The 15,098-nt window shown below is 64.2% G+C and carries 10 protein-coding genes; 6 read left to right on the top strand and 4 right to left on the bottom strand.

What is annotated here, in order from left to right:
• Nucleotides 1–3 precede the first annotated feature (3 nt).
• A complete protein-coding gene (locus GGR45_RS13840) occupies nucleotides 4–348 on the top strand; it encodes a DUF190 domain-containing protein (RefSeq protein ID WP_246358230.1) in 345 nt (114 codons plus the stop codon).
• A gap of 356 nt (nucleotides 349–704) precedes the next feature.
• On the opposite strand, the gene GGR45_RS13845 is transcribed toward GGR45_RS13840, so the two are convergent.
• Entirely contained in the window at nucleotides 705–4,922 is a 4,218-nt protein-coding gene (locus GGR45_RS13845; RefSeq protein ID WP_116462974.1) for a strawberry notch family protein, read from the bottom strand.
• A 284-nt stretch (nucleotides 4,923–5,206) separates the two neighbouring features.
• Between GGR45_RS13845 and GGR45_RS13850 the strand changes: the two genes are divergently transcribed.
• From GGR45_RS13850 to GGR45_RS13870, 5 genes are all read left to right on the top strand, one after another.
• Nucleotides 5,207–5,887: an ImuA family protein gene (locus GGR45_RS13850; RefSeq protein ID WP_043059026.1), complete on the top strand. Its 681-nt coding sequence runs from the start codon at nucleotides 5,207–5,209 to the stop codon at nucleotides 5,885–5,887.
• 214 nt (nucleotides 5,888–6,101) lie between these two features.
• Nucleotides 6,102–7,586 carry a Y-family DNA polymerase gene (locus tag GGR45_RS13855; protein WP_082049190.1) on the top strand — a complete coding sequence of 495 codons (1,485 nt, stop codon included), beginning with the start codon at nucleotides 6,102–6,104 and terminating at the stop codon, nucleotides 7,584–7,586.
• The gene (locus GGR45_RS13860; protein ID WP_116462973.1) at nucleotides 7,583–10,861 is read left to right on the top strand and encodes an error-prone DNA polymerase; all 3,279 of its coding nucleotides are present in this window, start codon (nucleotides 7,583–7,585) and stop codon (nucleotides 10,859–10,861) included. Before GGR45_RS13855 ends, GGR45_RS13860 begins: the two co-directional genes overlap by 4 nt.
• A gap of 34 nt (nucleotides 10,862–10,895) precedes the next feature.
• Nucleotides 10,896–11,153 carry a hypothetical protein gene (locus GGR45_RS13865; protein ID WP_241768967.1) on the top strand — a complete coding sequence of 86 codons (258 nt, stop codon included), beginning with the start codon at nucleotides 10,896–10,898 and terminating at the stop codon, nucleotides 11,151–11,153.
• A gap of 236 nt (nucleotides 11,154–11,389) precedes the next feature.
• Complete coding sequence (locus GGR45_RS13870) at nucleotides 11,390–12,325, top strand: zinc-dependent alcohol dehydrogenase family protein (protein WP_133178099.1); 936 nt, start codon at nucleotides 11,390–11,392, stop codon at nucleotides 12,323–12,325.
• A 121-nt stretch (nucleotides 12,326–12,446) separates the two neighbouring features.
• Here the strand turns inward: GGR45_RS13870 and GGR45_RS13875 are convergent, their stop codons facing one another.
• The 3 genes from GGR45_RS13875 to GGR45_RS13890 form a co-directional block, all read right to left on the bottom strand.
• Nucleotides 12,447–13,367, bottom strand: a complete 921-nt coding sequence (locus GGR45_RS13875; protein WP_240456351.1) for a DUF7146 domain-containing protein — start codon at nucleotides 13,365–13,367, stop codon at nucleotides 12,447–12,449.
• A gap of 705 nt (nucleotides 13,368–14,072) precedes the next feature.
• Nucleotides 14,073–14,396: a single-stranded DNA-binding protein gene (locus GGR45_RS13885; protein WP_043061535.1), complete on the bottom strand. Its 324-nt coding sequence runs from the start codon at nucleotides 14,394–14,396 to the stop codon at nucleotides 14,073–14,075.
• A gap of 49 nt (nucleotides 14,397–14,445) precedes the next feature.
• Complete coding sequence (locus GGR45_RS13890) at nucleotides 14,446–15,087, bottom strand: hypothetical protein (protein WP_240456353.1); 642 nt, start codon at nucleotides 15,085–15,087, stop codon at nucleotides 14,446–14,448.
• Nucleotides 15,088–15,098 lie beyond the last annotated feature (11 nt).

Here is a 15,098-nt window from a genome sequence, read left to right on the forward strand (position 1 = left end):
GGGATGCTGCGCATCTATCTGAAACCGTCCGACAAGATCGGCCCGCGTCGCTTCTGGGGGGCAAAGCCGCTCTATCGCGAGCTGATTCGCACCGCGAAGGCGGACGGCATCATCAACGCCGTCGCGCAAAATACCCATTACGGCTTCAGCAATCACGAACCGATCCGGGAGAACGGCTCGGAAATTGCCGATCCGCATCTGACGATCTGTGTCGAACTGGTCGGCGATCGCGATCAGCTCGACCTCTTCTGTCGCCGGTATGGAGATCTGATCGGCGACAAGGTGATCGTCTACAAACGACTGGAGCATTGGACTATCACGCGCAAAACTGAGCTAACCAGAGCCTGATCGGCGTTCCCGTAAAGGAAGGTTGATCGAGAATGACGGTGTACCCCGTGCAGTTTGATCAGTGCTACTGCGGTAGGCTTTCCCAAATTCTGTTCCCGGTTGCCTTTTCCCGGAATGGCGCCGGACCAACGGGGAAACGGGACGCTTGAGCCTGTCGGAACGCACCTGATTCCCGGTGCCAAATAGCAGTTTTAAGACAACTGTTCGCGCCCCTCGCGATCTCGACACGACAATCCATGCCGGATGGCCAATATGCGCGACAGTCAACCCGGCCGGGTTTTCCGATAGGCGAAGCGCCGTTTCGTGCTCGTTCTATGTTATGCCCCCAATGAGTGACGCCGGGGCCGTGCGGGTGATCAAACGGCGATCCGCTCGATCACGGCACTGGCCGCCCGGACAGGAATGAACAGGCGGGTCTTGTGCTGAATGATCTCGGTGAAACACCCGGCCGCCTTCAACTCCCCGAGGCGCGAATATGGCCAGTCGAGCAGTTCGAGCCGATGCTCACCTGCCACCAGGCTGCGCTTCAGCCTGTAGCTGCCAAGCGTCGCCATCTCGCCGGTGCCCAGCACGTGTTTGGCGGTATCCTCCCCTGAGACAACGATCGCTGCCTCGATCCCGAAAGCGGCGGCAAGTTTCGGGACGACCGGCGCAGGCACCAGACGTCCGAGGAACGACTGGCCATCGTCGGTGGTGATACGCCAGACCTGGACATGGTCGTCCGGAAGGCGGTCCCAAACAGGCAGGAGCAGGCCGGCCACCAGATAGATGGTGCTGGTGCGGGTTTTGCCGCGCAGATCGTCGACCTCGGCTGACCAAAGCGTCGAGAACTCTTCCTCGCTTGCTTCCTCCCACATGGTCTCGAGCAGCAGGTCCTGGCGCATCCGCTCGGTTCGGGTCGGCCGGATGAGTTCGAAGCGGCGGACAATTTCGCCGTCATCATCGGTGAGGGAAAAGGTGGTGCAGCGGATGGCCGCCTTGCCGGACTTCCGATTGACCATCGGCCGCGCATCGTCGCCGAGGCGGCGCAATGCCTGTTCCAGGGAGATAGGCTTGTAGCGTTCCTCTGTTTCGAGGCGCAGGATCTCGGTTTCGGCTCCGCTGACCGGATCGCGCCTGATCACCGTTCGATCGAGAATGGTAATTCGCTCGGCGTTGATGGTCTCGACGCCGACGTCGAGCGTCCCAGCCTCCCGAGCCGCTTCAACCCGGGCTTCGATCAGGCCGAGATATTCGTCGAAGATGGCGTTCTGAAGAGCGACGCGCAGTGCCAAGATGCGATTGAGCCAGCGCTGGATGGGGGGTAGATCCTCCCTCAATCCGCCACCTTCACCTTCGAGTTCGAGCCCGGTCAACTGCTGGAACGTGGCGAAGGTGATCGAGCGAAGCTTGCCCTCGGCGAGCAAGCGAAACCATGTCTCGAGCGCCTCTCGTGCATAGTCGCTCTCGAGGTTATCGCGCGGATCGAAAAGTCCTTGCCCCCCCGTTTGGCGTTGGCCGCGGGTCAGTGCACCAAGGCTGTCGAGCCGTCGCGCGATCGTCGAAATGAACCGGCGTTCGCCTCGACAATCGGTGGACACCGGTCGGAAAAGCGGTGCCGCTGCCTGGTGGGTCCGGTGGGTTCGACCGAGGCCCTGGATCGCCGCATCGGCACGCCAGCCCGGCTCGAGGAGATAATGGATACGCCGGGACTGGTTCTCGGCTGAAAGGCTCGCGTGGTACGAGCGACCGGTGCCGCCTGCATCCGAGAATATCAGAATCTTCTTCGCACCACGCATGAAGGCGTCCGTTTCGGCGAGATTGGTGCGCGCTGAACGGTTCTCAATTCGCTGCCGACCACCGACGTCAACGATGATGCGCCGACTACGGCCGGTGACCTCGGCGACGGCGTCGGGGCCGAAATGACCGATGATATGGTCGAGGGCGGACTCGACGATCGGCAGCGCACCGACCTGCTCGACCAGGGTGTCGCGCATCTCGAGCGCCTCCTGGCTCAACACCGGATGACCCGCTTCGTCGCACATCGGCTCCGACCGGGTCTTGCCGGTGTCATCGACGAAGGTCTTCATCTGACGAACGGGGAAGGCCGCGATTAGATAGTCCATCAGAAACTCGCGGGGTGAGAGTTCGATGTCGAGATTGCCGCGTTCCTGTGAGCCGAGCCCGGCCAGTGCGCGATTGAGCATCGCTTCCGATGTCGAGACAAGTTGGACCACCACACTGTCACCGCGCGCCAGATCGGTGCGCATGGCGGGAATGAGGGCGGGGAGCTTCATGCCGATCAGAAGCTGGCCGAAGAAGCGCTGCTTCGTGGATTCGAAGATCGACAGCGCGGCCGCCTTTGCACCCCCGTTATACGTGTCCTTCGAAAAGCTGTCGGTGACCCGCGTTGCGTCCAGTGCGGCACGAAGATTGGCGTGGATGATCGCCCAGGCATCGGCATAGGCGTCGTATACGGCGATCTGATCGTCGGTGAGCTGATGCTCGAGGATGTCGTACTCCACGCCCGCGAAGCTCAGCGCGCGTGCCGTGTACAGCCCCTGCATCTTGAGGTCGCGCGCGATCAGCTCGAGGGCCGCCATACCGCCGCGCCGCAAGCTTTCAACGAAGGCGCGGCGATCCGCGAAGGCGGTACCTTGACCCCACAGGCCGAGGCGGGTCGCATAGGCAAGATTGTTCACATCGGAGGCACCGGTGGCCGAGACGTAGAGGACTCGCGCGCGTGGAAGGAGGTTCTGCAGCCGCACGCCTGCGATGCCTTGATCCGATCCGTCCTTCGTGCCGAACCGGCCTTCGCCTCCAGCTACACCGGCCATCTCGTGTGCTTCGTCGAAGACGAGCATACCTTCGAAGCTATCACCCGCCCAGTCGAGGATCTGCTGGAGGCGACTGCCCTTATCGCCGCGGCTCGATCGCAGCGTCGCATAGGTGAGAAAGAGGACGCCCTCTCCGGCGCCGATGGCCGTACCGAGCTTCCATTGGTTGAGATGCTGGATGTCGAGTGCGAGTCCTCCCACCGCGGTCCAGTCCCGTCGCGCGTCCTCAAGGAGCGTTTCGGTCTTCGAGATCCAGACGTGCCGGCGATGACCGCGGAGCCAATGATCGAGGATGATAGACGCGACTTGCCGACCCTTTCCCGCCCCGGTTCCATCGGCGAGGAAGAAGCCCGTCCGATACGGGCGACCTTCATCGTCCGGAATCAGGGTCAGGCCTTCCTCGCCGGGATGAAATCGGCCGGGAAGGTCGCGCTGAAAGGCGTCACCAGCGTAGATCAGCGTCTCGAGCTGCGCGTCCGACAGGACCTGGCTTTCGAGAATGGCGACGGGAAGGTTCGGCGCATAATGCGGTTGCGGTGCGGTGATCGACCCCATTGCGATCGATTCCACCAAGGCGGTTGGATGCTGCGCGGCGTCCTCAATCACAATGCGGCTTGGTCGATAGGGAAGGTAGACGCCAGCGGCTTCGCCTACCGGTGCCGGATCGTCGAGCACCGCATAGGAGATGTCCCGCATCACGGCAGAGGGCGTAGGGCGGGCAAGTGGCGTCGCCAGCCGGGGACGAGCCGCAAGAGCACCGAGCAACGACGACGGCCTGGGAACCGGCGATGAAGGCGCCGCGACCCGTGTAGGCGCTGGGAAGGCCACGATATGTCCGAGGGCATCGCTGAGGGTGGAGCAACGGATCAGCTCTGCTTCTCCTGAGCGCCCCTTCTCGAGGACCATGATCTTCACAGCCTGACCCGTACCGTGCTTCGCATAGGCATTGGGGGGCAGCGCAAGATGCAACGTCAGTGCGCAGCCCTCCGTCGCCCTTTTCCAGGCTCGACTTGACGTATCGACCCGTTCGGGGAGAACGGCCGCACACCGTCCGCCAACAGAAAGCCGGGACAATGTCGAGCGGAGATGTCGGAAGGCCGCGAGCGGATCGGCATGGCGCCCCAGGCTCCGCGAAAACGGCGGATTGATCAGGGCCGCAGTGGGCCGGATGACCGGGTCGAGAAAGTCGTGGATCAGCTCGGCGTCATGCGTGGTGACGGTCGTGTCGGGAAAAGCGGCGCACAACATCGCAGCGCGGGTCGCGTCGAGTTCGTTGAGGACAAGGCGTGCGCCGGCCCGGTGAGCGAAGGTTGCCAGAAGCCCGGTACCGGCGGAGGGCTCGAGGACGAGATCGTCGGACCCGATGCGCGCGGCAAGGGCCGCCAGAAAGGCCAGCGGCGCGGGCGTTGAGAATTGCTGGAGCTCGATCTGCTCTTCGCTGCGCACACTATGGGTCGGCAGGTTGGACACCAGCCCGTTGAGCTCCGCGAGGCAGGCCGCAGGCCCTGCGGGCAAGTCCGCGGTCGCGAGGTAAAGGACCTGGGCCAGTTCCAGCACGTCATAGGCGTCGCGCAGTGACCAGCGACCGTCGGCTGAGGACGTGCCGTGCGCCTGTTCCATAAGCCACAGCAACGACTCCCGCTTTACCGGGTCTTTCCTGGCGATGATCACGGCGAGCGCCCTGGCGGCCGTGATCGATGGCGCGGCAAACTCCAGCTCGGAAGCATCGAGGAGGCGGGCTGCGGGTAGGTGGCGCATCGAGGTTACTCCGTTCTTCCGTCCGGTGTTCATCACCGGATCGACACGCCGGAGGCGGCCTCCCCTCTTGTCGGCCTGGCGAGAATCGACCGGCGAGCTCGGGTTTGATCGCACACGACCCGTCCCATGCCGCCGCACGGAATCGTCTTGACGCGAATGCCAACTTTACGGAACATAAAGGGAACACACTGAGTCTAGCTGATATGTCCGCCGCCCTTCATCCTGCCGTCCCCGGCATTGACCATTTGCGCAGGATCGCTTCGCCGGCGACCGACTTCAGGGTCATGCCGTTTGGCATCGCGGCGCTCGACGCACGGCTGGGGGGAGGGGGCTTACGGGCGGGGGCGTTGCACGAAGCTACGCCGCGCAGCCCCTCGCTCGCCGATGATGCGGCCGCAACGCTCTTCCTCGCCGGCATCGCCGCGCGGGAAGCGATCGCCACAGGCGGTCTGGTGTTATGGGTGAGCTGCCGCACTGATCTCTACGCGCCGGCGCTGGAGCAAGCGGGGCTGCCGGCCGCAAGCGTGATCTATGCCCAGCCAAGGGACGATACCGCGCTCCTGGCGGTGGTCGAGGACGCGGTGCGTGACGGCACGCCGTGTGCGATCGTCGCCGAGGCGAGCAAGGTTTCAATGGTCGCGACGCGACGCTTGCAGCTCGTCGCGGGTGATGCCGACATACCCATTCTTCTCCTTCGCCGCGCGCGCCGTCTCGGCCAGGAAGTCTTCAACGAGCCGTCCGCAGCCTGGACGCGCTGGCGCATCGGGTCCGTTTCGTCCCAGCGCCTCGCGGTCGCGGGGGTGGGTCGTCCGCGTTGTTCGCTGGAGTGCAGCCGCCAACGTGGTGGCGAGAGCTTCACCATGATCGTGGAGGGCAGCGATGAGACGGGTCGTCTCGCTGTTCCTGCCGACCTTAGCCATCGATCGGCTGAGGCGGCTGGAACGGTCCGCTCTGCAGCAGCCTGAACGGTCTGTCCTCGAGGTGCCGATCGACGACGATCCGGGGGACTGTTCGGTGCCCCGGGGCGGCGGATGGCGTCCGGGCGCCCGGTGGGCGCGGCAAGGGCTGCCGACGCGGGCTGTTGTTGAGGCACAGATCGCAGCGCTTCCAACGCATGCGCGTCCCCCCGTACGCGAACTCGGTCGCCGGTCGGAGGCGGCCAGCCATCCGTTTAAGGCCATGGTGCAGGCTGCTCCGACATCGCCCCATCCCCTCCCATTGCTGGGGCACGCGCCGCTGGCGTTGGTAGGCAAGGTCGGGCGGCGAGAAGACATCGTCGCCGCGTGCGATGGGGCGCGCGCCCTGGGCGTGTATCCGGGCATGGCGGCGACCCACGCACGCGCGCTCGTATCGGACCTCGACGTCCGCCCGGCTGATCCGGAGGCGGATAGCGCGTTGCTCGATCGCCTGGCCTTGCTCGCCGTACGACGCTGGTCGCCGGTCGCAGCGGCGACGCCGAACGACGGGATCTGGATCGATCTTTCCGGTTGCGCGCATCTGCATGGCGGCGAGGAGCTGTTCTGCCGCCGTCTTCATGCCTTCTGCCGACGGGCGGGCTTCTCCGCACGGATCGCGGTCGCCGATACGGGTGGAGCGGCGCATGCCCTGGCAAGATACGGACGCGGCGAGATCATACGGGCACCCTCGGGCGCGACCGCGGATGCATTAGCGCCGCTGCCGGTTGCCGCCTTGCGGCTTGCGCCCTCCGCGCTCCGTGCGTGTCGACGCTTCGGCTTCGATACGATTGCAGATCTCCTGCCCGTGGCTCGGGGACCACTCGCCAGGCGCCTCGGGCTGCCAGCGATCGTTCGGCTCGATCAGGCGTTGGGTGCCGTAGCGGAGCCGATCACGCCCCGCGAGGATGCCGAGGTTCCTGGCGTTGAATGCCGGTTGCTCGAGCCGATCGGTACCGCTGAGGCGATTGAGCAGGTGATGGGCGATCTGCTGCGGGATCTTGCCCGTGTTCTGCAAGCGCGAGGGCTGGGCGCGCGGTCGCTGCGGTTCGCCGGCCTGCGGGTCGATGGATCCGAACAGATCGTCGGCGTGGGGACTTCGCGACCCACGCGAGAAGTTTCCCACTTGCTTCGCCTGCTGAAGCTCAGGATCGAGCGGATCGATCCGGGCTTGGGTTTCGAGCAGTTTCGGCTCGTAGCGCCGCACACCGAACCGCTTGACGCGGTGGATCTGGGCGCCGTGCTGGTCGACGACCGACAGAAGCGCGATCCAGCGCGCCTCGTCGACGTGATCGCGGGCCGGATCGGTGCCCAGGCCGTCTACCGCGCAGCCCCACGCGAAAGCCACGTGCCCGAGCGCGCCGTGATCCGATCCGACCCCATCGCTCTGCCGGGCGCATGGCCGGCATGGAAGCGGCCCATCCGGCTCTTTGCTCGACCCGAACCCCTCGGCCGGGTCATCGCGCTGATGCCGGACCAACCTCCGCGCCGCTTCGAATGGCGAGGGCGCGTGCATCGGATCGTCGCCGGCGATGGTCCCGAACGGGTGCATGGCGAATGGTGGCGGCGTGACGCCGAGGTCTGGGCGATCCGTGACTATTACCGGGTCGAGGATGAGGAGGGCGGCCGGTTCTGGGTATTCCGGCGCGGCGACGGCTTCGAGGACAACACCGGCGATCTGTCGTGGTGGATGCATGGGGTCTTTGGATGACCCATTACGTCGAGTTGCAGGTCCTCACGCATTTCTCGCTATTGCGCGGTGCATCGTCTGCCGAGGAATTATTCTCTGCCGCAGCATTGCTCGGATATCCCGCGATCGGGGTAAGCGATATCGGGACCGTGGCCGGCGTGGTCCGGGCCTGGGAGGCGCAGAAAGCGACCGGCGTTCGCCTGATTGCGGGCACCCGGGTCGATCTGTCCTGCGGCCGACGCCTCCTGCTCTATCCGACGGATCGACCAGCTTGGTCGCGGATCACGCGGCTCCTGACGGTCGGCAAGAAGCGGGCAGGGAAGGGCGCATGTCTGCTGCACTGGCATGATCTTGCGCCATGGTCCGACGCCGTCATCGCGATCCTGTTACCGCACGAGGCGGACGAGGAGAACCTTGAGGCGCTGGCCGACCTCAAGGCGGTCTTCGGGCAGCGGGGTTATATGGCGCTGTTCCAGCGGCGTCGGCCAGGTGATGCGGTTCGCATCGACGCGCTCGCGCGACAGGCAGGTGGTGCGGGCATACGCGCGGTCGTCACCGGCGACGTCCTTTATCACGCTCCGGAAGCGCGGCTGCTGCAGGATGTCGTCACCGCCGTCCGAGAGAAGTGCTCCGTCGACGAACTGGGCTATCGACGCGAGGTCAACGCCGATCGCGCGCTCAAATCGCCCGACGAAATGGTACGCAGGTTCCAGGATTATCCGGACGCGTTGCAGGCGAGCGTCGACATCGCCCGGATGTGCACCTTCGACCTCGGCGAACTGGCATATCAATATCCGCACGAGCGGGTCATTGAGGGACTGACTGCACAACAGGCGCTCGAGCAACTCGCGACCGAAGCGGTCGAGGGCATGTTCGACGGAAACGTGCCCAAGTCCTATCGCGACCAGATCGCACACGAGCTGCGGCTGATCGGCGAACTCGGCTATGCGCCCTACTTCCTGACGGTCCATTCGATCGTGCGTGAGGCCCGCCGGCGTGGGATCCTGTGCCAAGGGCGCGGCTCGGCTGCCAATTCGTGCGTCTGCTTCGTGCTCGGGGTCACGTCGATCGATCCGATCAAGCATGAACTGCTCTTCGAACGCTTCGTATCGGGCGAACGGCGCGAGCCCCCCGATATCGACATCGATTTTGAGCATGAACGGCGCGAGGAGATCATCCAGTGGATCTACGAAACCTATGGGCGTGACAGGGCAGCGCTGACCGCGGTCGTCACTCGTTACCGGGCGCGCGGCGCGGTACGCGATGTCGGCAAGGCGATGGGCTTGCCCGAGGATCTCACCTCCTCCTTGGCAGGCCTGGTCTGGGGGTGGTCCGCCGAAGGGGTCGGCGAGAAGCAGGTCGACGAGCTCAACCTCGACATCGGTGATCGCCGGCTGCGTCTCACACTCGATCTTGCGCGCAAGCTGATCGGTGTACCGCGTCACATGAGCCAGCATCCAGGCGGTTTCGTCCTGACCCATGATCGTCTCGACGACCTCGTTCCCATCGAACCAGCGGCGATGGAGGACCGCCAGATCATCGAATGGGACAAGGACGATATCGACAGCCTCAAGTTCATGAAGGTCGACGTGCTTGGGCTCGGCATGCTCGGTTGCATGAACCGCGCCTTTGACATGCTCGAGGCGGACAAGGGCCTGCATGTGGAGCTGAAGGATCTGCAGGACGACGATCCGGGCGTCTACGCCATGATCCAGAAGGCCGATACGCTCGGGACATTCCAGATCGAGAGCCGCGCCCAGATGAGCATGCTGCCGCGCATGAAGCCGCGGCGCTTCTACGATCTGGTCATCCAGGTCGCGATCGTAAGGCCCGGGCCGATCCAGGGCGATATGGTCCATCCCTATCTCCGCCGACGGGAGGGTCTTGAGCGCCCCGAGTATCCACGCCCTGAGCTGCGCGCCGTTCTCGAAAAGACGCTTGGCGTTCCACTCTTTCAGGAACAAGCCATGAAGGTTGCGATCGTCGGCGCCGGGTTCACGCCGGCTGAGGCGGACGCGCTGCGCCGTGCGATGGCGACGTTCAAGTTCACCGGCGGTGTCAGCCATTTCAGCGAGAAACTGGTGGAAGGCATGGTTGCCCGAGGGTATCCACGGGACTTCGCGGAGCGTACCTTTCGTCAGCTCGAGGGCTTCGGTTCCTACGGCTTTCCTGAGAGCCATGCCGCGAGCTTTGCCAAGATCTCCTATGCGTCGTCGTGGATGAAGCATCATCATCCGGACGTTTTTTGCGCCAGCTTGATGAACGCGCAGCCGATGGGCTTTTACGCGCCGGCTCAGATCGTGCGCGACGCGCGCGAGCACGGCGTCGAGGTTCGGCCGCCTTGCGTCAATGCGAGCCGCTGGGACTGTACGCTGGAGCCGACCGGGAGCCGATATCTGGCCGTCCGGCTCGGACTGAGGGTGATCCGCGGTTTGTCCAACGCCGATGGGGCCAAGATCGTCGCAGCTCGGGCAACCGCCTCGTACGACAGCGTGGAGGACGTCTGGCGCCGATCGGGGGCGCAACGCGCCTCGATCGAGAAGCTGGCCGACGGCGACGCCTTCCACGCGTTCGGCGCCGATCGGCGGCAAGGGCTGTGGAAGGTGAGGGGGCTGGGGGAGGCGCCGCTGCCCCTCTTCGCGGCCGCCGATCGTGCGGCTGTTGCCGGCAGCGTCGAGGGTATCGAGCCTGCGGTAGCGCTGCGCCCACTCACCGACGGGCGCGAGGTCATCGAGGACTATCGCAATCTGCAACTGTCGCTTCGCGCACATCCCCTAAGCTTCGTGCGCGACGAGCTGTCCCGACAAGGCGTGCGCTCTTGTGCCGACCTGAGCACCATCCGTGATGGCCGCCACGTCGAGGTGGCGGGCATCATCCTTGTCCGGCAGAAGCCGGGCAGCGCCAAAGGCGTGCTGTTCATCACCATCGAGGATGAAACCGGCATCGCCAACGGGATCCTGTGGCCGGATCGTTTCGAGGCGCAGCATCGCACAGTGATGTCGGCGTCGATGGTCGGGTTGAAAGGGCGCGTGCAGCGCGAAGGCGAGGTGATCCACGTGATCTGCGATCGGATCGTCGAGTACGGGGACCTGCTGATGAAGGTCGGCGACATGTCGTTCCCGCCTCGGACCGGTCGCGGAGACGCCGCGCAGCATCCAGGATCTCCCGATCGCGGAGAACCCGGTCATGACGCCGACCGGTGGAAGCCAGAACCGCGCGACTGCTATTGGCCGCCGCATGCCGACGGCAGGGATCCGGAACAGGTCGTGCGCTTCAAGTCGCACGACTTTCATTGATCCGATGGCGAGCTTGCCACGTCACCAGCGAGTCGTGATCGCGCTCTCCGTCCATATCCTCCGCGCGGGCGTCGCGCGCTGTTCGGAAGGACGCGTCGATGGCATCGAGGTACGGCTCGCGTTGCGATGTCTGCTGCCGCATTGTCCGGAGCCCTGGCCGCTGTCGTTATACTGGGATGCTGCGGCACAGGAGAACGAGATCGGCCGGGCACAGGGCGTAACCGCTGCATTCAATGGCATCGTCCGACAGCTGCGCAAGGCGGGCCGATACGATGAGAACGGCTTTTTGTAAGAGCGGCGTCGGCAGCCGGTGCGGAAGGGGATTTTGGACTCGATAGCTCGATGCAGCATACCAGCATGCGATCCAGCGAACCGGGATCTGGTGATAGGATGATCAAAATCGTCCGATTTCGACCATCCTAACACCGGTCCTCGAACCGCGCACGCTGTCGCTCGCCCGAGCCAGGAGTATGATAGGTGCCGCGAAGGCAACGGTGTGGGCGCCTACACAATACAAGGAAGAAGCTTGTGACGCAGCCACCGCTGCGAATGATCGCGCATCGCTTTGGCATTCCGATGGAGGTGCTCGCGTGCGAACCGCTCGGCAGACCGCCGGTAGCGTACGGCGAGGTTCTCGTGCGCATGACGGCAACGCCGATCAATCCATCCGACCTGATCCCCGTTGCCGGTGCCTATGCTGCGCGAACGTCGCTTCCGTTCGTGCCAGGCTATGAGGGGACGGGAACGATCGAAGAGGTCGGCGACAATGTCGATCCCGGGCTAATCGGTCGGCGCGTGTTACCCTTGGGCAGTGCGGGATGCTGGCAGACGTTGAAGGTCCTGCCGGCCGACTGGTGCATCCTGGTGCCGGACGATGTCGACGATGACGAGGCCGCGACCGCCTATATCAATCCCCTGACCGCCCTACTGATGGTGCGTAGGATGGCCCCGCAGCCAGGAGACGCGGTCGGAATCACCGCCGCCGCGTCGGCAATCGGTCGCATCCTGATCCGCATGATCGCATCGACGAGGGCGCACGCGGTTGCCATCGTGCGCTCGCAGTCGGCGGCCGAAAGCCTCCGCTGCGAACCTGCTGAGGTGGTCTGGAGCGATACGCCAATGCCCAGGCTCAATGGAGCCATGGACGCGGTTGGCGGCCGCGCGGGATGCGATCTGGCGGCCGCGGTCGTGCCGGGCGGCCAGATGCTGCATTATGGTTTGATGTCAGGGAAGCCGCTGGCCGGGACGGGCGCCACCACAGCACAATACTTCAGACTGCGGGATATCGTTCATGCCATATCGAGAGCGCAGCTCGACGAATTGATGTCTGTTGTATTTGACGAGATACGGGTCGGCCGTGCCGCGATCTCGATCGCTGCCCGCTACCCCCTGGCGGAAATCGGTCTTGCGCTCACGCACGATGCCCGTGTCGGACGAAGCGGCAAAATCCTGCTCTGCCCGTGAGAGAGGGACGGGGATGGGGCGGCGAGCGAAGCCGCGCCATCTTCCGACGATGCATCACCCCGCCGTTAATTGCGAGCGACCGCGCAGTGCCGCTCTGCGGCAATCGGTCCCTCGTCCTGCGTCATCGTCGGGCGAATGAGTCTCTAACGCGCTTGGCGCGCCAGGCATCGTTCCAGTCGTTGTGAACATCGGGCACATGTGCCACAAGTTCACGGCGGTGACGGGACAGGTGCTCGCGTGCCTTCTCAAGGAGCCGCGCTGCCGCCGGCCCGCGATCGGCATAGACGATGATCCTGCGCACTTTTTCGGGGATAGCGACGAATGCGAGCCGTTCCACGCCGCCCAGCGCCCAGGTCGGCGTACCGAACCAGTGCATCGCAGACAGTGCGTCCTCAATGCCTTCGGCGAGACCAAGTTCGTCCGTCGCGGGTGCAAGCCTGATGGCGCCGGTACCTAGGAGTCCGAGCGCAACTTTGGGCTTCGGGATTGGCTTGTGAAGGATGTCGACCGGATCGAGGAAGGTCCGCTGCACCGCGATCACGCCCAGGTCACTTTCTACGGCTGCGATCAATGCGGGCATGACCCGCTTGTCGGAGCCAGAGCCAAGCACGGTCTTCGGATTGAACCGTAAGCTTCGCGGATAGGGTCCGGTCAGTCCGCGGGCGCGCAAATACGTCTCGGCCAGCGTTCCGACGACCGGCTTGCTCGCGTGCCACAATCGAACCGCAAGCGCACTCATGTCGCGCCGCGGTTCCTTGGCAGGCATGTCGAGCGGCGCGCGATCATGAAGGCGTTGCCGCTGCAGCGCCTTGAGCACCTCGGCGGTGGTGCACCCGGCGAAGCAGTGGAACAGGATGGCGCTATCGCCAAGCCTGACCGAGAGGCTGGGCGACACATCGTCATGTGCTGGGCATCGGCATTCGCCACGGGTGCCGCGCCATACCCCGCCAAGGCGCTCGACGATCGTCTTTGCGCGGACTTCAGCGTCGAGCGGCAGTCTAGGCATCGGCCGAGCTCCGGCATCGTGCTGGACTGCGATCATTTCCTGACACTCCGGTAACTTCGAACCGCAGGGTCATCGTCGCCCTCGCCTCTGGACGGCGAGCGAAGAGCCAAAGACTGAAAGGAACTGATCTCGTGCGCGCGCGGCGTCGCCGCATGAACGCCCTTGGGCGGCTAGCTAACCGTAACGTCCTGTGAAGAGGTCGCCGAGCGCGCGGCGTCGAAAGGCGTTCCACCACCGACGGCGACGATGTTCTGGCGCATCGTGGATCATGTGGCAGCGCGGACAGAGGGCGGCGAGGTTTCGCCAACGCGGACCGCTGAAACTCGGATCGTGATTGAGATGCGCTGTGGCCAGGTAGACCGGTCTGCGCGTGATGCAGATCGCGTCTAGAGCAACAAAAGCGGGAGGCCGTCGCAACACGCGGCCGCGTCCATCCCGCCAGGAACGCCCGTCTGCGTCCCACCAGACCCCTTTCGCATCCTTGAGCTGAGCAACGTGTCGGCCATGCGGCCGTCCGCAATGTTCGCAACGACCACTTGCACGTTCGAAGCGTACGATCCGGCTGATCTCGGGCCAGTCGATCGGATAAAGCCAGCGATGTTCCGGACGGATCGGCATGCGACGATTCTGAATCATGCGCACCGAGAACGAAAGGAGAAAATGCGGCGAATGATCTGCCGATCCCGGCATACCGAGTTTGAAAGGGCGTGACGACCGCCAGCCGATCGCTTGGCCAGAGCCTCACACCTGTTCGCCGGTACTTTTGGCCAGAACCGAAAAGGTGTCGGCGATGAGCTCTGTTCGGTAGCCTGTATCATTGGTGTCGCCATGCTGCCCCTCGCGCACGCGTCCTGTGATATGGACAAGATCACCGACGCCGGCAACCTCCAGTTGGTTGGTCAGGTTCGAGAAACACACGACGCTATTCCATAGGGTATCCTGCTTCCATTCGTCGCCATCACGTCGGTTGTAATTTGCTGCAACGTTCACGAACGTGACCTTTTCTCGCCTGTTGATCTTGCCGACACGCCCGATGATGCGGAATTCAGCGATATTCTGGGGCATGATGCTCTTCTCCAGTGACTCACTCAATTGAACAGGCGGGGTCGCGCGATCAGTCGCTCTTTGTCAGCGCGCGCGGCTGGAAATGGTATTTCGTGACGTTCTGAGGTGTTGCGTAGGTCTCGTACGCCGCCAGCCAGTCGCGACTGATGGCTCGTTGCGCGGTTGCTAGCGGAAGCCGGTGCTCGCACACGAGCCGCCACAGAACGAAGGCGAGTGCATTCTTGTCATCCGCATTCGCTTGTCCGCGGCGCGGTTGAAGCCAGAGATTGCCGGCATCGAATGGTGCGCCGCCTAGAGAAATCGGAATGAGGTGATCAAGCTCATAGTCGGCCAATCGTCCGTCTGGATATTGCGCCTGCATCATCCGCCGCTTCAGGGGACCGGTGACACCGTAGGAGGGGCGCATCGATCGGGAATATCCCGGTCGACAGATCGTCCTCCCAATGTTCCCTTGCGTGATGCGAGCGTCGATCGAGCCTCTCACATCGGGCGGCGGCAATCGTCCATCGATACCCAGCGGAAGCGGCGGACGCAGGATCGTCGACGCGAGACTCTGGACAGCCTCGCAAAACGGCTCATCGCATCGGGCGTTTCCCGAAAACGGCGCGCCAATCGCATGGCTCAAACCGCCGTGCCACCATGCAAGTACGGCAAGCACCCCTGCACCGACGATCAGCGCCAGCCACCTCATCGCCCGCCTTT

The sequence above is a fragment of the Sphingomonas zeae genome (genome assembly GCF_014197135.1).
Taxonomy (GTDB): Bacteria; Pseudomonadota; Alphaproteobacteria; order Sphingomonadales; family Sphingomonadaceae; genus Sphingomonas; species Sphingomonas zeae.